Raw genomic sequence first — 18,921 nt, 5'->3', positions numbered from 1 at the left:
AAGACCCTTGTCAAGCCCGATCTCCGGGGAGATCGATTGACAACGGGTCGGACTCCTAGTATACCCACACGTGCGAGTGCGAAGGTCCACTCGGACGAACTTGCCGCCCGCGCAGGCTCAGCCCCGGCCCGGCTTGTCCTCGTCACCCGTGCGCCGCGAGGCCAGATAGCGCTCCAGCTCCGCCGCGAGTTCATCGGCGGACGGGAGATCGCGCTCGTTGAATCCGCCCTCGTCGTAGGAGGCGTCCTCGGGATCGCGGCCGGCCATGTAGGCGTCGTAGCGCCGCTCGAGGCCGTGCACCATCTGCTGCAGCTCGTCGTTGCCGAGAACCTGCTCGTCGACACGTGACAGGTAGTCTTCTCGGCGCTCCTGCACCTCGTCGAGCATGAGCACCAGCCCGGTCGCCGCCATGAGCCGCTCGGCGGCCGCGATGACGGCGTCCGGGTTCTCGGTCTCGGCGAGGTAGTGCGGCACGAGCAGGACGAACCCGACGACGCGGTCGCCGCGCTCCGCGAAGCGGAACTCCAGGAGGTGTCCGGCCGTCGCCGGGACCTGGGTCCGCGGACGCCACACCGAGTGCGCGACCGTGAGCTCGCGGCGGTTGCCGCTCACCGTCGTGCCGATCGGCCGGGTGTGGGGCACCGGCATTGCGATCGAGTGCACCCAGCTGAGGCCCGACACCTCGAACTCGGACGCGAGGTCGAGAACGGTGCGGGCGAACTCGTTCCAGACGAAGTCCGGTTCGTATCCGGCGAGGAGCAGGAACTGCTGTCCGAGCGCATCCGTCGCGAGCGAGAGCTCGAGTCGGGCCGGGCGGAACTCGGTGAGGTGATCCTGATCGAAGGCGATCACGGGGCGACGGGCCCGGTAGTCGAGCAGCACGTCGTTGTCGAAGACCGCGATGGGCTGGGGCGAGGTGGTCTCGCGCAGGTGCTCGATGAGCCCGGAGACCGCGTTGCCCGCGTCGGTGAAGCCCGTCAGCAGCAGGACCAGGGGCAGCCCGCGCGGCACCGCCGGCGCGTTCGCGACACGTTCGTGGATGTCTCCGGAGAAGGGCATGAGTCCATGCTACGAGCCGCGGCCGACGCGGGGGCGGCGACCGTCATGCTCACAGCGAACACGCCGCACGGCGACCGCGGGCGGCACGATCCCTAGGATGGAGTCATGACGCTTCCCGCGCTCTCGCGCACCACCGATCAGTTCCCCGGAAGCGCTGCAGACGCCGCAGTGCTCGTCATCCCCGAGATCAGCGACTCGGTCGAACCGCTGTCCGGCTACCCCGGACTCGCGGAATCGCTGCAGGGCGTCGGGTACACGGGATCCGCTTCGGCCTTCACCCGCGTGCACGCCCCCGAGACGACGACGCTGCCCTTCGCGGTCGTCGGCGTCGGTCGCACTCCGGATGCGGCCGCGGTCCGCACCGCGGTCGGCACCGCTCTTCGGAGCCTCACCGGCTTCGACACCGTCTCCCTCGCCCTGGCTCCCGGGCTCGAGGAGTTCGCGGATGCCGCGGCCGAGGGCGCCGTGCTCGGCGGCTACCGCTTCGACGGCTACCGCACCGAGAAGGGCAAGCCCCGCGCGAAATCGGTCATCCTGCACGCGGCGCTCGACGATGCCTCCGTCGAGAAGGCGGCCGCGGTCGGCGACGCCGTCGCGCTCGTCAAGGACCTCGTGTTCACCCCCGCGGAATGGCAGAGCCCCGCGCAGCTCGCGCAGAGTGCCGCCGACAGCGTCCAGGGCCTCGACGTGACTGTCGAGATCCTCGACGAGGATGCTCTCGCCGAGCAGGGCTTCGGCGGCATCCTCGGCGTCGCGCAGGGCTCCGACCGGCCCCCGCGCCTCGTCCGCCTCGACTACGCGCCCGCTAACGCGACGCGTCACATCGCTCTGGTCGGCAAGGGCATCACGTTCGACACCGGAGGCCTGTCGCTCAAGCCCGCCGCGTCCATGGTCGGCATGAAGTTCGACATGGCGGGCGCGGCCACGAGCCTCGCCGCGCTGCGCGCGATCGCGACACTCGGCCTGCCGGTCCGCGTGACGGCGTGGCTGTGCATCACCGACAACATGCCCTCGGGCCGCGCGCTGCGCCCCGGCGACGTCCTTCGGATGCTGGACGGCACGACCGTCGAGGTGCCGAACACGGATGCGGAAGGGCGTCTCGTGATGGCCGACGGCCTCGTCGCCGCAAGCCGCGAGCACCCGGATGTGATCATCGACGTCGCGACGCTCACGGGGGCGATCGTGATGGCCCTGGGGCACCGCCACACCGGCGTGTTCGGCGACGACGACACGGTGGCCGAGCTGCTGGCGGCCGCGGACACCGCCGACGAGCTCGCCTGGCACATGCCGCTCCCCGACTACATGGAGGATTCGCTCGACTCCCCCATCGCGGACATGCAGAACGCGAACATGGGCGACCGCATGGGCGGCGCGTCGTACGCGGGTCTCTTCCTCCGCCGGTTCATCGGCCGCGTGTCCGACGAGGACGACGCGCCGCGCATCCCCTGGGTGCACCTCGACATCGCCGGATCCGGCGAGCACAACGGAGCCCCCTACGGCTTCACGGACAAGGGTCCAACGGGGGCGATGGTCCGATCGATCATCGCCTTCGCCGACGCATCCCACACGGAGGCTTGACCACATGACAACCCACACCTTCGACATCGTCGTCCTGGGCGGAGGCAGCGGCGGCTACGCCGCGGCGCTGCGGGCCAGCGAGCTCGGCAAGAGCGTCGCCCTCATCGAGAAGGACAAGGTCGGCGGCACGTGCCTGCATCGCGGCTGCATCCCCACCAAGGCGCTGCTGCACGCGGCCGAGGTCGCCGAGCATGTGCGCGACGCGGCGCACGTCGGCATCACCGCGACGCTCGAGAACATCGACCCCGCCGGTGTCCGCGCGTATCGCGAAGGAATCGTCGCCAAGAAGTTCAAGGGGCTCGAGGGACTCGTCAAGGCTCGCGGCATCACGACCGTCTCCGGCGCCGGACGGCTCAACGCCGACCGTTCGGTGAGCGTCAGCGACGACGTCTACGTCGGTGCGGACGTCGTGCTCGCCACCGGGTCGTACAGCCGCACGCTGCCTGGACTCGAGATCGGAGGACGCATCCTCACGAGCGAGCAGGCCCTCTCGCTCGACGTGATCCCGGAGCGCGTGCTCATCCTCGGCGGCGGCGTCATCGGCGTGGAGTTCGCGAGCGTCTGGCGTTCGTTCGGCGCCGAGGTCACGATCATCGAGGCTCTGCCGCACCTGGTGCCCAATGAGGACATCGCCCTGAGCAAGGGGCTCGAGCGGGCGTTCCGTCGGCGCGGAATCCAGTACTCGCTCGGTGTGCGGTTCCAGACGGCCGCGCAGGACGACTCATCCGTCACGGTCACGCTCGAGGACGGGAAGGAGTTCACTGCGGACTACCTGCTCGTCGCGGTGGGACGCGGACCCGTCACGGCCGACCTCGGCTTCGAGGAGGCGGGGGTCACACTCGATCGCGGCTTCGTCACGGTCGATCAGGATCTGCGCACGGGTGTGCCGGGGGTCTGGGCTGTGGGCGATATCGTCCCGGGCCTGCAGCTCGCGCACCGAGGGTTCCAGCAGGGCATCGCGGTGGCCGAGCGGATCGCCGGCCTCGCGCCCGCGAACGTCCCTGACTCCCAGATCCCGAAGGTCACGTACTCGAGCCCCGAGGTGGCATCTGTGGGCGTGACCGAGGAAGCGGCGGTCACGGAGCACGGTGCGGACGCCGTGGTCGCGTACGAGTACAACCTCGCCGGCAACGGCAAGAGCGAGATCATCGGCACCGGTGGCCTCGTCAAGGTGGTGCGCCTCAAGGACGGCCCGGTCGTCGGCGTGCATCTCCTCGGAGACCGCGTGGGCGAGCTCATCACCGAGGGACAGCTCGCGGTGGCGTGGGAAGCCCACCCAGAGGACATCGCGCCGCTGATCCATGCTCACCCCACTCAGAGCGAGGCTCTCGGCGAGGCGTTCCTCGCGCTCGCCGGCAAGCCGCTGCACGCCCTCTGACATCCCGAAACCCCCGACCAGCGGGGCGGAACACCAACCGCCGCGCAGGTCACTAAGCTAGACAAGCGTCATACAACTTCCTGAAGGAGACTCCGTCATGAGCACATCCGTGGTCCTCCCCGCTCTCGGTGAGAGCGTCACAGAGGGTACGGTCACCCGCTGGCTCAAGCAGGTGGGAGACACCGTGCAGGCGGATGAGGGCCTGCTCGAGATCTCGACCGACAAGGTCGACACCGAGATCCCCTCCCCCGTCAGCGGTGTGATCGAGGAGATCCTCGTCGCCGAGGACGAGACCGTCGAGGTCGGCGCGCTGCTCGCGCGCATCGGCGACGGCAACAGCGCCGCTCCCGCGGCCGACGCTCCCGAGGCTGCCGCTCCGGCGGCCGAGGCTGCTCCCGCCGAAGCGCCCGCGGCCGAGGCGCCCGCTGCGGAGGCACCTGCGGCCGAGGCACCCGCTGAGGAGGCTGCTCCGGCGCCCGCGGCTGAGGCACCCGCCGAGTCCGCGCCCGCCGCCGCTCCGTCCGGCGACGCCAAGGACATCGTGCTCCCCGAGCTGGGCGAGAGCGTGACCGAGGGCACGGTGACCCGCTGGCTGAAGCAGGTCGGCGACTCCGTCGAGGTCGATGAGGCGCTCCTCGAGATCTCGACCGACAAGGTCGACACCGAGATCCCTTCGCCGGTCGCCGGCGTTCTCCAGGAGATCGTCGCGGCCGAGGACGAGACCGTCGCTGTCGGCGCCGTGCTCGCCCGAGTCGGCTCGGGAGCAGCTCCCGAGGCCGCTCCGGCACCCGCTGCTGCGCCCGAAGCCGCCGCCGCTCCCGAAGCCGCTCCGGCACCTGCCGCGGCTCCCGCTCCCGAGGCTGCTCCGGCAGCCGCCGCTCCGGCCGCTGCTCCGGCACCCGCCGCTCCCGCACCGGCCGCCGCCCCGGCGCCTGCCGCGGCTCCGGCTCCCGCTGCTCCGAAGCTGTCGCTCCCGACCGAGAACGACAACCTGTACGTGACGCCGCTCGTCCGCCGTCTGGCTTCGCAGCAGGGCGTCGACCTGGCGACCGTCACCGGTACCGGTGTCGGCGGACGCATCCGCAAGGAAGACGTGCTCAAGGCAGCGGAGAACGCTGCGACCGCTCCGGCCGCGGCAGCGGCCCCGGCTGCACCGGCGCTCGAGGTCTCCCCGCTCCGTGGCACGACTCAGCCGATGTCCCGCCTGCGCAAGGTCCTCGCGCAGCGTGCCGTCGAGTCGATGCAGCAGACCGCGCAGCTCACGACGGTGGTCGAGGTCGACGTGACGGCTCTGGCCGAGTACCGCGACAGCGTCAAGGGCTCGTTCCTCGAGAAGACGGGCGACAAGCTCTCGTTCCTCCCGTTCTTCGCGCTGGCTGCTGCGGAGGCCCTCCAGGCCTTCCCGATCGTGAACTCCACGGTCGACGGCGACCAGATCGTGTACCCGGCGACCGAGAACCTCTCGATCGCCGTCGACACCGAGCGCGGGCTGCTCACGCCGGTCCTGCGCGACGCGGCGTCGAAGAACATCGCCGAGATCGCTCACGAGATCGCCGACCTCGCCGCGCGCACGCGCGACAACAAGCTGAAGCCGGATGAGCTCGCGGGCGGAACGTTCACGCTGACCAACACCGGTTCGCGCGGCGCTCTGTTCGACACCCCCGTGGTCTTCCTCCCGCAGTCCGCGATCCTCGGCACCGGAACGGTCGTCAAGCGCCCCGGTCTCGTCAAGGTCGGCGGCACGGACGCGATCGCGGTCCGCTCGTACGTGTACCTCGCGCTCTCATACGACCACCGCATCATCGACGGTGCGGACGCGGCCCGCTTCCTCGGCGCCGTCAAGGCACGTCTCGAGTCGGCGCAGTTCGCGGCGCAGCTCGGAGCCTGACCGCACACGCATCATCATCCTGGCTGGTCCGCGACGTCGTAGGCGTCGCGGACCAGCCATTTCTCGTCCATGCGGACGAGCACCAGCATCCGGTCGTATCCGGCGACTCCCGCGCCCCCAGCGCCGGTGTCTCCGCCGCCGACACCGTCACCGCCCGCTGACAGACGCACGACGACGGCGCCACCGTAGTCGTCGACGAGAGCGATGCTCTCCTCTCCCCCGGACGGACGCACATCATCCGGTGAGCTCTGGAAGAGCTCGACGACGTGATCTGCCCCCGCGACCACCGCGCCTGCGCACGACGCGTCGTCTGCGACGGCGCAGTCGCGGATGACCGCCACCAGCCGCGCCGCCTCCTCCTCCATCACCGACGCCGGTCGGTCACCGGCTCCGTGCCCGAGCGGATGGTCCTGGTCATGCGGTTCCGGCGGCACGGCGTCGGGTGAGCTGACTGCCGCAGCCGTCGGCGAGTCCGTCGGCACGAGGGAGCGTCCGCCCCCAACGGACTCAGCCGGCGCCACCCCGCTCCCGACCGTGGGCTCATCCGCCTGCCCGCCGGGGTCCGACGGCCACAGCAGACCCGCCACAAGCACGGCGCCGGCGGCAGCCAACCCCACTGCCAGTTTCGGCATCCGACGCCGGTCACCCTCTCGAGGGCGTTGCCGGTGCGCCTCTCCCGTGCCGACAGACGCCGCGGCACGCGTCGGCAGCGGCAGCCCGCGCACCGCGACCAGGCCCCGCGCAGCGGCCGCGCGGACGACAGCCACCAGGCCCTCTCCCCTCGGCGTTCGCACCATCGGGTGACGCCGACCCCTTCGCCTCTCCTCGGCTCGCGTCACTCGGCCCTGCGGGCGATCAGTCACTGCTGCGCGCAGGGCGCCGATCTCCCGCCCGGCACTGCGCGGCGCCCCGCTCCCCTCGGGGGCATCAGCACTCACGAGCGGCCTGGGCGCGGCCACGGAGAGGAGCTCCGCCTCCCAGGCGTCGAGCTGTCCTCGTGGAACCTCGGGTCGTTCGGAGTGCCGGCGCAGCCCCTCTGCGACCGCCTCGAGCACCCGCCGTTGCACGCGGTCGGCGCTCTCGGATGCCACCGCCTCCAGAAGCACTGCCGCGGCGATACGCGCGTCCTCCCCCTCGCCGATCACGAGCACCGGGCATCCCGCATCCGTCAGCCACCACTCACCGCTGCGCGCGTCCGTGGGATCGACGCCCAGTTCGCCGATCCCACGCAGCAGGCTCACGGCCAGTGTGCTGACCTCCCCACCGGACAGCGCGCTCCCCTGCCCCGCTCGGCGTCCGAGGAACACGGCCACCTTCTCCGTGCACCACGGCAGCAGGACGTCGTGCCCGTCGACACGACGCACCACGTCCAGCGGCGCCGCGACATGCCTCGCCCCCGCGAGGGACCAGCCGCCCCACCCGGCCAGCCCCTCCGCATCCCGCAGCACCGCCATGGAGTCCCCATCCGCGACGAGCACCCCGGGGAACGGCCCTTCTCCGGCCCCCAGACGACGCACGACCCGATGCGCGCCCGGAAGCAGCGCTCTCGTCCTCCGCATGGCCGTCTCGCTCGTCGTCATGGCGTCCATCAGAGCGCATCCCGCGGCGCTGCGGAGCACGATCGAGGGGTTGTGGACGGATCCGGCCACGCCCCGCGGATGTGGAGGACGAGTCAGCGAATCCGCCCGACGCGAACGGCGTCATGACGGCATCCGGGAGTCGGTATCCTGGGAGCATGGCAAACCGTTCGTCCGCACCCGAGAAGCGCCCGGGGTTCTTCTCCCAGATCAAGTCGCTCTTCCGGTTCACCCGTGAGGTGTACCCCTGGCTTCCCTGGGCCCAGATCGCGATCCTGATCGCCGGTGTGCTGGTCGGCCTCATCGCCGGCTTCCTGATCCCGCCGTTCCAGGTGTGGACCTTGATCCTCTGGGGCATCTCCGGCCTGATGCTCGGTGTCCTGGGCGCCATGTTCCTCATGACGCGACTCTCCACCTCCGCGATGTACCAGAAGATCGACGGCATGCCCGGCGCCACCGGCCACGTGCTGAGCACGAGCCTCGGTCGCAGTTGGCAGGCCTCCGAGACCCCCGTCGGCATCAACCCCAAGACGCAGGACGCGGTCTACCGCACCGTCGGCCGCGGGGGCGTGGTCGTCGTCGGCGAGGGCTCGCGCGGACGTCTGACCCGTCTGGTCAACGACGAGCGCAGCAAGGCCGCCCGCGTCGCGCACGGCGTGCCAGTGACCGTTCTCTACGTCGGACACGGCGACGACGACGTCGCGATCGCCGACCTGTCGAAGACCATCAAGAAGCTTCCCAAGGCGATCGACAAGGCCACCATGGCCGCCGTCATCAAGCGCATCGAATCGGTGTCGCAGTCGATCTCCTCGCTGCCGATCCCGAAGGGCATCGACCCCACGAAGGTCCGCGCGCAGCGTCCGCGTTGATCCGGATCCTCTGACATACGCGAAGCGCGGCCGTCCCCTTCCGAGGACGGCCGCGCTTCGTCGTGCCGTGCGCTACTCCGAGAGCGGCTGACGAGGCAGCCGACGCACCTTGGCTCGGCGACGACGGCGCTCGGGAACCATGGAGCGCATCTCGTCGAGCTTGCCGAAACAGAAGAGCCGATCGTCCGCCTCGAGCACCACGTGCTTGCGCGGGTTCGGGATCACGGTCACACCGCGGTGCAACGTGAGCACGGTGATGTCACGCTCCCAGAGCCCGGCCTCACCGAGCGTCTTGCCGACCAGGTCCACCGCCCCGTGCACCATGAGCTCCGCCACGCCGTAGCCGGTGGAGACGGTGAGACGCTGGCGCACGTCGATCTCGGGGAACGCGACCTGCCCGGCGATGTAGTCGATGATCGCACCGGCGACGTCGAGCTTCGTGGCCGTCTCGATCCCCTGCAGGCCGGGCGAGGAGTTGACCTCCATCACCAGCGGCCCATCGTCTCCCTCGAGCATGTCGACGCCGGCGACGCGCAGTCCCATGATCTGGGCCGACCGCACGGCTGCGCGCTCGTACACGGGATCGAGCTCGATCGCCTCGACGGACCCTCCCCGATGGACGTTGGATCGGAACTCGTCGCCCGCGGCGGACCGGCGCATCGCCGCGACCACCCGGTCGCCGACGACGAGCGCGCGGATGTCCTTACCCCGGCTCTCGGAGATGAACTTCTGGATGAGCACGTTCTGCTTGGTGGAGTGCAGCGTCTCGATGATCGCCTCGGCGACCTTGACCTGCGGCGCGAGGATCACGCCGATCCCCTGGGTTCCCTCCAGCAGCTTGATGACGACCGGTGCGCCGCCGACGCGCTCGATGGCGGGGCGCACGTCGGCGCGGTTGCGGACGAACGCCGTGGGAGGCATGGCGATGTTGTGCCGCGACAGGATCTGGTTCGCGCGGAGCTTGTCGCGCGCGCTCGAGATGCCGTTGGCGGTGTTGGGCGTGTAGACGTCCATCTGCTCGAACTGGCGGACCACGGCCGTGCCGAAGTACGTGATCGAGTTGCCGATGCGGGGAAGGATCGCGTCGTAGTCGCTCAGCTGCCGACCGCGATAGTGCAGATCCGGTTCGTCGGAGGTCAGATCGATCGCGAAGCGCAGGGTGTTCAGCACCTTGACGTTGTGGCCGCGCTGGAGGGCGGCGGCACGCAGTCGTTGGGTGGAGTACGCCTGGGGCGCGCGAGAGAGCACTGCGATCTTCACGAAGGATTTCCTGCCAGGATGGTCGGGTGAGTAAGTCATCCCATTCAAACACTCTTATCGGGTGGCGAGAATGGGTGAGCCTGCCCGATCTCGGCGTCGACTGGCTCAAGGCCAAGATCGACACGGGAGCGCGCACGTCATCGCTGCACGCCTTCGACATCCACGAGTTCGAGCGCGACGGCGTGTCGTGGGTCCGCTTCCGAGTGAAGCCCTGGCAGGACAGTCAGGAGGATGCCGTCGACGTCGAGTCGCCCGTGCACGACCGCCGCGCGGTGCGGAGCTCCTCCGGCCATGCGCAGGAACGTTTCGTCGTCGAGCTGCTCATCCGGCTCTACGACCGCGAGGTGCTCGCCGAGGTCACGCTGAGCAACCGGGACGAGATGGGATTCCGGATGCTGATCGGGCGCGAGGCGCTCAAGCACGGCTACGTCGTCGATCCGTCGCGATCGTTCGTGGGCGGACGCGCGCCGCGCGAGGCGAGGCGCCGCAACCGCGGCAAGGAGTGACCCCGCTCAGGCGCGGATGAGCACCAGGCCCGCGGCCTTGTCGTGCAGACCGCGCTGATCCGTGTCCCAGATCACGGCGGGGATCACGACGACGAGCAGGAGCGTACGCACGATGGGCCGCCAGATGCCAACCCAGCCGCCGCCGAGTCGCACGACGCGCATGCCGAGGATGCGGTGTCCCGGGCTGCCACCCGCCGTGGGGATGAACAGGATCTGCAGCACGGCGAACACCGCCATGGGCGCGAACTGGGTGAGGCCGGCTTCGGACGGCAACGCGAACTGGTCGAATCCGAGGAACCCGGTGGCGATGATCGTGGCGGCGACGTAGTCGATGAGCAGCGCGCCGATGCGGCGTCCCGGACGGGCGATGCTGCCGGTCCCGGCCTGCGGCATTCCGAGTCGTTCACCGGGGTACGTGTTCACAGCATCCGTCACACATCAACCCTACCGGCGTGTAACACGCTGGAAACAAAGCGGATACCGTGGAGTAACGCCCCGGCCGTACTGTGCAGAATGGCCGTGAAGCCATCGACCCGCAATCCAGGAGCTTTTCATGTTCAAAGATTCGTCCGAGGTGCTCGCCTACATCAAGGAGAACGACGTCAAGTTCCTTGACATCCGCTTCACCGATCTCCCGGGTGTGCAGCAGCACTTCAACATCCCCGCCGCGACCGTCGACGAGGACTTCTTCACGGACGGCCAGCTGTTCGACGGCTCCTCGATCCGCGGCTTCGCGAGCATCCACGAGTCGGACATGCAGCTGATCCCCGACGTCACCACGGCCTACATCGACCCCTTCCGCGAGGCCAGCACCCTCGTGATGATCTTCGACATCTACAACCCGCGCACGGGTGAGATCTACTCGAAGGACCCGCGTCAGGTCGCCAAGAAGGCCGAGAAGTACCTCGCCTCCACCGGCATCGCCGACACCGCGTACTTCGCCCCCGAGGCCGAGTTCTACATCTTCGACGACGTCCGCTACTCGGTCACGTCGGGCGAGAGCTTCTACAAGGTCGACTCCGAGGAGGCCGCGTGGAACACCGGTCGCGAGGAGGAGGGCGGCAACCTCGCCAACAAGACCCCGTACAAGGGCGGCTACTTCCCCGTCAGCCCGGTCGACAAGACCGCCGACCTGCGCGACGACATCACGCTCAAGCTCATCGACGCGGGCTTCACGCTCGAGCGTTCGCACCACGAGGTCGGCACGGCTGGTCAGCAGGAGATCAACTACCGCTTCGACACCATGGTGCACTCGGCGGACGACATCCTGAAGTTCAAGTACATCGTCAAGAACACCGCCGAGGAGTGGGGCAAGGTCGCGACCTTCATGCCGAAGCCGCTGTACGGCGACAACGGCTCGGGCATGCACACGCACCAGTCGCTGTGGAACGACGGCAAGCCGCTGTTCTACGACGAGGCCGGCTACGGCCAGCTCAGCGACATCGCGCGCTGGTACATCGGCGGCATCCTGGCGCACGCGCCGGCGCTGCTCGCCTTCACGAACCCGACGCTGAACAGCTACCACCGTCTGGTCAAGGGCTTCGAGGCTCCGGTCAACCTGGTCTACTCGGCCGGCAACCGCTCCGCCGCGATCCGCATCCCGATCACGGGCTCCAACCCCAAGGCCAAGCGCATCGAGTTCCGCGCGCCGGACGCCTCGGGCAACCCGTACCTCGCCTTCGCCGCGCAGCTCATGGCCGGCCTCGACGGCATCAAGAACCGCATCGAGCCGCACGAGCCCGTCGACAAGGACCTCTACGAGCTCCCGCCCGAGGAGGCCAAGAACATCCCCCAGGTCCCGAACTCGCTGCTGGACTCGCTCGAGGCCCTGCGCGAGGACCACGCCTTCCTCCTCGAGGGCGGCGTGTTCACCGAGGAGCTCATCGAGACCTGGATCTCCTACAAGTACGAGAACGAGATCCTTCCGATGGCTCAGCGCCCGCACCCGTTCGAGTACGAGCTGTACTTCGGCGTCTGATCCCGACGCGGCCCGCGGACTCGATCCGCAGGACCACACAGAGCGCCCTCCCGGCCGTGGCCAGGAGGGCGCTCTGCGCGTCCGGCACGTCCGCCGTCACCGAGTCGCGCGTGACCTCGTGCGGAACGCATGAAGATCGAGGTCCCCACTGAGGATCTCGCTCGCCCGGTGTCCACGGACGCTCGTCCCCTGATCGTCGAGCGGGGGACTGATCACGGCCGCACCGAGAACACCGGGCGAGGAGAGGACTATCGTCCCGGACACGCCGGACTTCGCAGGTACGCCGACCTGGCGCATCCACCGGCCGGAGCCGTCGTACACCCCGCACGTCGCCATCACCGAGATCACGTCACGGGCGACCCCCGCGCTCACGACCTCGGTGCCGGTCACCGGATTGCGCCCACCCGCCGCGAGCGTCGCGCCCATCAGCGCCAGGTCCCGGGCGTCGACCAGCGTCGCGCAGGCGCGGGCATAGACGGCTACGGTGTCGTCGACGTCGAGTTCGAGCGTCCCCTCAGAGCGCATGAGATGAGCCAAGGCGTGATTGCGATCGCCGAGGAGGTGCTCGTTGCGGGCGATCTCGTCGTCGACGGCGAGCTCACGGCCCGCGAACGCCGAGAGTCCCACGAGGATGCGCTCGCTGCGAGCAGCCGCATCGTGCCCGTCGACGAGCGACGCCGTCAGGAGCGCGCCGGCGTTGACCATCGGGTTCGGCGGTCGCCCCGTGCCGCTCTCGAGCTTGATCGCGTCGAAGGCCTCCCCTGTCGGCTCGATGCCGACCTGGTCCAGCGCGTCGCCACCCGTGTCCTGGAGAGCGAGCGCGAACAGGAACGGCTTCACCGCGGACTGGATGCTGAGCTCGGCGTCCGCGCACACGCTGGAGTTCACGACGCCGTCGACCGTGACGAGCGCGAGAGCGACGAGATCAGGATCGGCGCGCGCGAGCTGAGGGATGCTGCGATCGACCGTGCCCTCCGCTTCGGTCAGGATCCGGGCGCGCAGTGCGTCCAGGTCGTATGTGCGTGGATCGGCGACGGAGTCCATACCGCCAAGCCTCCCACGGGCGCGATCGCGCTCAGGCGCTCAGCTCGAGGGCCCACTCGTTGACCGCGAGCTCCGCACCGCGGAACTGCTCTTCGAACGAGCCGACGAGCGCGAAGCCGTTGCGGCGGCAGACGCCGTTGGAGGCGGCGTTGTCGACACCGGGGAACGCCACCAGGTGCCGACGGTCGCCGCGATGCTCCCGTGCGATATCGATCAGCAGCGCCAGGGCCGCAGACGCCACGCCCCTGCCCTGCGCCTCCGGCAGCACGAACCACCCCGTCTCGAACGCCGGCTCGCCGCGCCAGTCCTCCGTCCAGTAACCGATCGCACCGAGCGCCCGGCCCTGTCCGTCGTCGATCACCAGCATCCGCGCCTCGGACGGGTCGGTGAGGCCCAGATAGCGCGCGTGGCGCTCGTCGACCTGCTGCGCGCTCTCCGGACCGTTCAGGTGAGCGGTCATCGCCGCACTGTTCGCTGCACGCAGCATCGGCAGATCTTCGTCGGTCCATGCGCGCAGCGTCAGCGTCTCCATGCGCCGAGCCTGGCACACACCACCGACATCCCCGCGCACGGCCTAGCACCCGCAGACCTGTCGCCGCCACCCCGGCGTGCCCTGCTTGACCGTGGCCTACGCCGGTGGTCAACTGAGAGGTCGGAAAGATCCAGAGGGGGCATCATGCGTCGGAAGACGATCAAGGCGCGGGTGGCGGCGGAGACGCAGCAGAACCAGCCGAAGACCGCGGCAGCGGCGATCGCCCGCATCAACCCGTTCATGTTCGGCCTCCTCGGAGCTCTCGGCGTGCTCGTAGCGCTCGTGATCGGTGGGATCGTCGATCAGCTCGCCACCGTGCTCGTGTACATCGGGGTCGCGATCTTCCTGGCGCTCGGGCTCGACCCGATCGTCACCTGGATCGAGAAGAAGCTTCCCCGCGGGGCCGCCGTGGCGATCGTCGTCGCCGTCGTGGTGCTCGCCTTCGCCGGCATCCTGCTCGCGATCGTCCCGATCCTCGTCGAGCAGATCACCAATCTCGTGAAGGACGGACCCAAGATGGTCCAGGACTTCATGAACAGCGCCTGGTTCAAGGACGTGAGCGATCAGTTCGGCTCGACCTTCGAGGACGCGGCACAGGGCGTGCTGAGCTTCATCCAGGACCCCGGCAACATCCTCAACATCAGCGGCGGCGTCTTCGCGGTCGGCGCGGGTATCGCCGGTGGATTCACGGGCGTCACGATCGTGCTGATCCTCACGCTGTACTTCATGGCTTCGCTGCGCGGCATGAAGAAGGTCGCCACCCGCTTCGTCCCCGCCTACCAGCGCGAGACGTTCAGCGGTCTTCTGGAGGACGTATCGGGTGCTGTGGGCCGCTACGTCATGGGGCAGGCGAGCCTCGCCGCCATCAACGGCATCCTCAGTCTCATCATGCTGAGCATCATCGGGGCTCCCGTTCCCGCGCTGCTCGCGCTCATCGCCTTCATCGGCTCGATGATCCCGCTCGTCGGAACACTCACGGCCTCGATCATCAACTCCCTGATCTGCCTGATCGTCAGCCCGATCACCGCGCTGATCGCCTTCATCTACTACCTCGTGTACATGCAGATCGAGGCATACGTGCTCTCGCCGCGCATCATGAACAAGGCCGTGGCCGTACCGGGAGCACTGGTCGTGATCGCGGCTGTCGCGGGCGGTGCGCTGGGCGGGATCCTCGGCGCCCTGGTGGCGATCCCGGTCGCGGCGAGCATCATCATCATCGTGCAGAAGGTCGTCTTCCCGTCGCAGGACAGCAAGGTCGTCCCACCGGGAACGCTCAGCGCACGATGAGCGCGGCGGGCTGGACCCGCACCGCGAACTCGGACACCTCGCCCACCTCTTCGCCGTCGATCTCGAAAGTCTGTGGCGACGACAGGGCGACCGCGATGCGCTCCGCGGCGACATGCGTCGTGGAGTCCGTGCTCACGGCCTGGTCGACCGCGCCGAAGATCCGACGGATGCCGTTCTCCCACACCACCGACCGGACCGTGTCGAGCCACTGCAACGGTCCGTCCGCGCTCACGAGCAGCATGTCGAGCTGGCCGTCGTCGATCACCGCGTCGGGCAGCAGGCGGATGCCGCCCTGCAGCATGCCGCAGTTGCCGATCAGCATCGTGTGACCGCGCAGCTCCTGCGCCTCGCCGTCGTCGAGCGTCATCGAGATATCCGTCATCTCGGTGCCCGCGACCGCGCGCCCCATGGCCTCGACGTACGCCAGCCAGCCGGCCTTGCTCTTGAGGTCGTCGTCGGTCTCGACGAGCATCTGGGCGTCGATCCCGAAGCCCACCATCACGACGAAGGCATGCTCTTCGCCGTCGCGCTCGACCCAGCCGATGTCGATCGTGCGGGGTTCGCCGTCGCGCACGCGTCGCAGCGCCGCCGCGACGTCGTTCAGGGGCACCTCGAGGTTGCGTGCCAGGAGGTTGCCCGTGCCCTTCGGGACGATCCCCAGCGCGACGTCCGTCCCGGCGAGACCTTCGGCGACCGCGCGCACGGTGCCGTCACCGCCCGCCGCGATCACCACCTCGCACCCCGCCGCAACAGCCTGCGCGGCCATCCCGTGTCCCGGGTCCTCCGGCGTGGTATCCCACCACTGGACGTCGGGCGCACCGGCATCCGTCTCGAAGACCTCGGCGACGGCCGACTTCAGCTCGTCCCCTCCGGGCTTGGACGGGTTCCAGATCACACCGAGCTTCGAGATCGTCATGAGGTCAGCCTGTTCCAATCCCGTCCGCTTGGCAACTCGACACGGTGCCCCTTGCTTCTCCGGCAGCTCAGCCGTAGAACAGCTGCTCGAACGCGCGCCGCGCGCGCCGCGTGACGCCGAGGTAGTCGTCCTCCAGCACGCTCGCCGAGCGGTCGGGATACCCCAGCAGCCGCCCGATCGCATCGAGGTCGCGCGGGTCGGTGGGCAGGACGTCGCTCGTGCGCCCCGTGTAGAGCGTGATCGCCGAACGCAGGCGGCTCGACAGCAGCCAGGCGGCACGCAGCAGGTCGGCGGAGTCCGCCGGCACCAGGCCCGCTTCGACGGCCGCGTCGAGCGCGGCGATCGTCGACGTGGTGCGCAGATCCGGCACACGATGCGCGTGCTGGAGCTGGATCAGCTGGACGAGCCACTCGACATCGCTGAGCGTCCCCGGACCGAGCTTGAGATGCCGCCGCGGATCGACCCCCTGCGGGAGCCGCTCCCCCTCGACCCGGGCCTTGATGCGCTTGATCTCCCGGGTGCCCTGCAGATCGATCGACGCCGGATAGCGGATGCTGTCGGCGAGTTCCGTGAACGACGCGATGAGCTTCGCGCTGCCCGCCACCCCGCGCGCACGGAGCAGGGCCTGCGCCTCCCACGACAGCGACCAGCGACGGTAGTACTCGGCGTAGGCCTGCAACGTCCGCACGAGCGGTCCGTTGCGTCCTTCCGGGCGCAGATCCGCGTCGAGATCGAGAGGGACCCGATGGTCCGTGAGGTGCTCGCGGAGACCCGCGACCATCCTCGTCGCGAGCGTCTGCGCGCGCTGCGGGTCGATGCCGTTCGCGTCGTACACGTAGAGGATGTCGGCATCCGACCCGAATCCCAGCTCGGCGCCGCCGTAGCGCCCCATGCCGATCACGGCAAAGTCGAACGCGTCGTCCTCGTCGGGCACGATCTCGCGTCGCACAGCGCGAAGCGCCGCCTGGATCGCCGCGTCCGTGATCTCGGTGAGGGAGGTCGCGACCTGCTCGATGGTGAGCACGTCGAGGACCCCGCCCATCGCGGTGCGCAACAGCTCCCGACGACGCAGCGCACGCACGGCCTGGAGCGCGTCGGAGATGCTCGCGTGCCGGGTCTGGATGGCCCGCGCCTCCTCGTCGAGCGCGGCGCCGCTGCGCGGACGGAGGAGGTCACTGCTGTCGAGCCACGCGACCGACTCGGGGATCCACTCCATCAGCTCGCCCACGTACCGCGAAGACGACAGCAGCCGGGTGAGACTCTCCGCCGCGCCGGAGGAGTCCCGCAGCATCCGGAGGAACCAGGGGGTGTTGCCGAGCCGTTCACTGATGCGCCGGAACGCGAGCAGCGCATAGTCGGGGTCGCTGCCGTCGGCGAACCACTTGACCATGACGGGCATGAGGTGTCGCTGGATCGTCGCCTTGCGGCTGAGCCCGATCGTGAGCGCGCCGATGTGGCGCAGGGCGCCGGCGGGGTCGCGGAATCCGATCGCCATGAGACGGTCGTGCGCCTGTGCGGTCGACAGCGTCCGCTCCCCCTCCGGGAGCGCAGCGACGGCGCTGAGCAGAGGACGGTAGAACAGGCGTGTGTGGATGTCGCGCACCTCGCGCCGCACGCCCTCCCATCGCGCCCAGACGCCCTCTCCGGAGTCGGCGAGACCCGTGCTGCGCGCGAGCACCCGCAACCCGGCCGGTGTACGGGGCATCAGGTGCGTGCGACTCAGCTCGCGCAGCTGCAGACGGTGCTCCATGAGACGGAGGATCCGATAGTCATCGGCGAAAGTTCCCGCCTCGGCGCGCCCGATATACCCGCCCTCCACGAGGGCGTCGATGCTCTCCAGCGTCCCGCGGGTGCGCAGGCGCTCGTCAGTGAGCCCGTGCACGAGCTGCAGCAGCTGCACTGTGAACTCGATGTCGCGCAGTCCGCCAGCGCCGAGCTTGATCTGGTACGGCACGTCCTCGGGGTCGATGTACTCCATCACCCGCTCGCGCATGCGCTGCACGCTGTCGACGAAGTTCTCGCGCGCCGCACTCGAGAACACCTTGGGCTGCAGAGCGGCGATGTACTCCGCGCCGAGCTCCGCATCGCCCGCGAGCGGTCGGGCCTTGAGCAGCGCCTGGAACTCCCAGCTCTTGGCCCACCGGTCGTAGTACGCGACGTGCGAGGCGAGGGAGCGCACGAGGGCGCCCTGTTTACCCTCGGGGCGCAGGGCCGCATCCACCTCCCACAGCGGCGGCTCGACCTCGATCCCACTGAGACCGCGCATCGTCTCGCGCGCGAGACGGGTGGCGATGTCGATCGCCCGCGGCTCGTCCACCACATCGTCGTCGAGCGTCCCGCCGACGAAGATCACGTCGACGTCGCTCACGTAGTTGAGTTCCCGCGCACCCGACTTGCCCATGCCGATGATCGCGAGCCGGGTGGCGGCGACCTGCTCTTCGCGCATCGTCTGCGCGAGCCGCCGTCGAGCGACCGCCAGCGACGCCTCGAGCGCCGCCCCGGCGATGTCGGCGAGAGCGGCGGCGACATCCGCCACGATCATCACGGGGTTGTGCGCGCTGAGATCGAACGCGGCGATCGCGGCGAGGCCGCGCCGATAGGCGACGCGCAACGCCACGATCGCGTCGTCGTCACCGGAGGCGGCGAAACCGTCGCGCGCGTCCACCGCGCCCAACAGGAGCGCGTCGAGCTCGGATGCCGTCGGCAGAGCGTCGCGCGGCTCACCCAGCACCGAGAGCTCCTCGGGATGCCGCAGGAAGAAGTCCGCAAGCCCCTCGGACGCGCCGAACACCCGCCACACGCGCCTGCGCGCCTCCTCCTCGCGGAACAGTGCGACGAGCGGAGCCGCGTCGCGCCGTGCGACGCGCAGCATCCCTTCCACCGCGGCGTCGGGATCGGCCGCGGTCGCGCCCGCGACGAGCACACCGCGGTCGAGTCCGAGGATGCCGGCGAGCTCGGTCAGGTTCGCCGAGGCCTCACTGAGTTCGGCGAACCCGAGCCTGGCCAGAGCGGAGAGGGAGACGGAGTCGTCCGAACGGGCCATGCGCGA

Annotated in this window: 15 protein-coding genes; 7 read left to right on the top strand and 8 right to left on the bottom strand. The window is 69.5% G+C overall.

Annotated elements, in window-relative coordinates; all coding sequences use genetic code 11:
* Window positions 1–117: 117 nt before the first annotated feature.
* The gene (locus MRBLMX7_RS00330; RefSeq protein WP_050720862.1) at window positions 118–1,059 is read right to left on the bottom strand and encodes a proteasome assembly chaperone family protein; all 942 of its coding nucleotides are present in this window, start codon (window positions 1,057–1,059) and stop codon (window positions 118–120) included.
* A 105-nt stretch (window positions 1,060–1,164) separates the two neighbouring features.
* On the opposite strand from MRBLMX7_RS00330, the gene MRBLMX7_RS00325 reads away from it, so the two are divergent.
* From MRBLMX7_RS00325 to sucB, 3 genes are all read left to right on the top strand, one after another.
* The gene (locus tag MRBLMX7_RS00325) at window positions 1,165–2,637 is read left to right on the top strand and encodes a leucyl aminopeptidase (protein ID WP_363365715.1); all 1,473 of its coding nucleotides are present in this window, start codon (window positions 1,165–1,167) and stop codon (window positions 2,635–2,637) included.
* A 4-nt stretch (window positions 2,638–2,641) separates the two neighbouring features.
* Window positions 2,642–4,015, top strand: a complete 1,374-nt coding sequence (gene lpdA, locus MRBLMX7_RS00320; RefSeq protein ID WP_363365714.1) for a dihydrolipoyl dehydrogenase — start codon at window positions 2,642–2,644, stop codon at window positions 4,013–4,015.
* A gap of 97 nt (window positions 4,016–4,112) precedes the next feature.
* Window positions 4,113–5,903, top strand: coding sequence for a 2-oxoglutarate dehydrogenase, E2 component, dihydrolipoamide succinyltransferase (gene sucB / locus MRBLMX7_RS00315; protein ID WP_363365713.1), 1,791 nt, complete (start codon window positions 4,113–4,115; stop codon window positions 5,901–5,903).
* Window positions 5,904–5,917: 14 nt separating this feature from the next.
* Here sucB and MRBLMX7_RS00310 read toward each other — a convergent pair whose 3' ends face one another.
* Window positions 5,918–7,552 carry a hypothetical protein gene (locus MRBLMX7_RS00310; protein WP_363365712.1) on the bottom strand — a complete coding sequence of 545 codons (1,635 nt, stop codon included), beginning with the start codon at window positions 7,550–7,552 and terminating at the stop codon, window positions 5,918–5,920.
* Window positions 7,553–7,638: 86 nt separating this feature from the next.
* Between MRBLMX7_RS00310 and MRBLMX7_RS00305 the strand changes: the two genes are divergently transcribed.
* The gene (locus MRBLMX7_RS00305) at window positions 7,639–8,349 is read left to right on the top strand and encodes a DUF4191 family protein (protein ID WP_050720857.1); all 711 of its coding nucleotides are present in this window, start codon (window positions 7,639–7,641) and stop codon (window positions 8,347–8,349) included.
* Between the two features lie 72 nt (window positions 8,350–8,421).
* Here MRBLMX7_RS00305 and MRBLMX7_RS00300 read toward each other — a convergent pair whose 3' ends face one another.
* Window positions 8,422–9,609: a RimK family alpha-L-glutamate ligase gene (locus MRBLMX7_RS00300; protein ID WP_363365711.1), complete on the bottom strand. Its 1,188-nt coding sequence runs from the start codon at window positions 9,607–9,609 to the stop codon at window positions 8,422–8,424.
* A gap of 26 nt (window positions 9,610–9,635) precedes the next feature.
* Between MRBLMX7_RS00300 and MRBLMX7_RS00295 the strand changes: the two genes are divergently transcribed.
* Window positions 9,636–10,115, top strand: a complete 480-nt coding sequence (locus tag MRBLMX7_RS00295; protein WP_363365709.1) for an ATP-dependent zinc protease — start codon at window positions 9,636–9,638, stop codon at window positions 10,113–10,115.
* Between the two features lie 6 nt (window positions 10,116–10,121).
* On the opposite strand, the gene MRBLMX7_RS00290 is transcribed toward MRBLMX7_RS00295, so the two are convergent.
* Entirely contained in the window at window positions 10,122–10,508 is a 387-nt protein-coding gene (locus MRBLMX7_RS00290) for an RDD family protein (protein ID WP_363370749.1), read from the bottom strand.
* A 160-nt stretch (window positions 10,509–10,668) separates the two neighbouring features.
* Between MRBLMX7_RS00290 and glnA the strand changes: the two genes are divergently transcribed.
* On the top strand, window positions 10,669–12,093 hold the full coding sequence (gene glnA, locus MRBLMX7_RS00285; RefSeq protein ID WP_050720853.1) for a type I glutamate--ammonia ligase: 1,425 nt from the start codon (window positions 10,669–10,671) through the stop codon (window positions 12,091–12,093).
* A 96-nt stretch (window positions 12,094–12,189) separates the two neighbouring features.
* Here the strand turns inward: glnA and glsA are convergent, their stop codons facing one another.
* Window positions 12,190–13,137: a glutaminase A gene (gene glsA, locus MRBLMX7_RS00280; protein ID WP_363365708.1), complete on the bottom strand. Its 948-nt coding sequence runs from the start codon at window positions 13,135–13,137 to the stop codon at window positions 12,190–12,192.
* Window positions 13,138–13,168: 31 nt separating this feature from the next.
* Window positions 13,169–13,669 carry a GNAT family N-acetyltransferase gene (locus tag MRBLMX7_RS00275; protein ID WP_363365707.1) on the bottom strand — a complete coding sequence of 167 codons (501 nt, stop codon included), beginning with the start codon at window positions 13,667–13,669 and terminating at the stop codon, window positions 13,169–13,171.
* Between the two features lie 144 nt (window positions 13,670–13,813).
* Here MRBLMX7_RS00275 and MRBLMX7_RS00270 point away from each other — a divergent pair, with 144 nt between their 5' ends.
* Window positions 13,814–14,956, top strand: coding sequence for an AI-2E family transporter (locus tag MRBLMX7_RS00270; protein WP_363365706.1), 1,143 nt, complete (start codon window positions 13,814–13,816; stop codon window positions 14,954–14,956).
* Here MRBLMX7_RS00270 and MRBLMX7_RS00265 read toward each other — a convergent pair.
* Window positions 14,943–15,872 carry a diacylglycerol/lipid kinase family protein gene (locus MRBLMX7_RS00265; RefSeq protein WP_363365705.1) on the bottom strand — a complete coding sequence of 310 codons (930 nt, stop codon included), beginning with the start codon at window positions 15,870–15,872 and terminating at the stop codon, window positions 14,943–14,945. The genes MRBLMX7_RS00270 and MRBLMX7_RS00265 overlap by 14 nt on opposite strands.
* 67 nt (window positions 15,873–15,939) lie before the next feature.
* Window positions 15,940–18,915: a bifunctional [glutamine synthetase] adenylyltransferase/[glutamine synthetase]-adenylyl-L-tyrosine phosphorylase gene (locus tag MRBLMX7_RS00260; protein WP_363365704.1), complete on the bottom strand. Its 2,976-nt coding sequence runs from the start codon at window positions 18,913–18,915 to the stop codon at window positions 15,940–15,942.
* Window positions 18,916–18,921 lie beyond the last annotated feature (6 nt).

Origin of the sequence: Microbacterium sp. LMX7-1.2, from assembly GCF_040675935.1 — a bacterium.
GTDB lineage: Bacteria > Actinomycetota > Actinomycetes > Actinomycetales > Microbacteriaceae > Microbacterium.
The sequence above is the reverse complement of the archived record's forward strand: the minus strand, read 5'-3'. Positions and strand labels throughout refer to the sequence as shown.

What these genes read in the sequence shown, in the direction of transcription:
- sucB (WP_363365713.1), top strand. Translation starts at nt 4,113, where the DNA reads ATGAGCACATCCGTGGTCCTCCCCGCTCTCGGTGAGAGCGTCACAGAG.
- MRBLMX7_RS00270 (WP_363365706.1), top strand. Translation starts at nt 13,814, where the DNA reads ATGCGTCGGAAGACGATCAAGGCGCGGGTGGCGGCGGAGACGCAGCAG.
- MRBLMX7_RS00265 (WP_363365705.1), bottom strand. Translation starts at nt 15,872, where the DNA reads ATGACGATCTCGAAGCTCGGTGTGATCTGGAACCCGTCCAAGCCCGGA.
- MRBLMX7_RS00260 (WP_363365704.1), bottom strand. Translation starts at nt 18,915, where the DNA reads ATGGCCCGTTCGGACGACTCCGTCTCCCTCTCCGCTCTGGCCAGGCTC.
- MRBLMX7_RS00275 (WP_363365707.1), bottom strand. Translation starts at nt 13,669, where the DNA reads ATGGAGACGCTGACGCTGCGCGCATGGACCGACGAAGATCTGCCGATG.
- MRBLMX7_RS00290 (WP_363370749.1), bottom strand. Translation starts at nt 10,508, where the DNA reads ATGCCGCAGGCCGGGACCGGCAGCATCGCCCGTCCGGGACGCCGCATC.
- MRBLMX7_RS00330 (WP_050720862.1), bottom strand. Translation starts at nt 1,059, where the DNA reads ATGCCCTTCTCCGGAGACATCCACGAACGTGTCGCGAACGCGCCGGCG.
- glnA (WP_050720853.1), top strand. Translation starts at nt 10,669, where the DNA reads ATGTTCAAAGATTCGTCCGAGGTGCTCGCCTACATCAAGGAGAACGAC.
- glsA (WP_363365708.1), bottom strand. Translation starts at nt 13,137, where the DNA reads ATGGACTCCGTCGCCGATCCACGCACATACGACCTGGACGCACTGCGC.
- lpdA (WP_363365714.1), top strand. Translation starts at nt 2,642, where the DNA reads ATGACAACCCACACCTTCGACATCGTCGTCCTGGGCGGAGGCAGCGGC.
- MRBLMX7_RS00305 (WP_050720857.1), top strand. Translation starts at nt 7,639, where the DNA reads ATGGCAAACCGTTCGTCCGCACCCGAGAAGCGCCCGGGGTTCTTCTCC.
- MRBLMX7_RS00325 (WP_363365715.1), top strand. Translation starts at nt 1,165, where the DNA reads ATGACGCTTCCCGCGCTCTCGCGCACCACCGATCAGTTCCCCGGAAGC.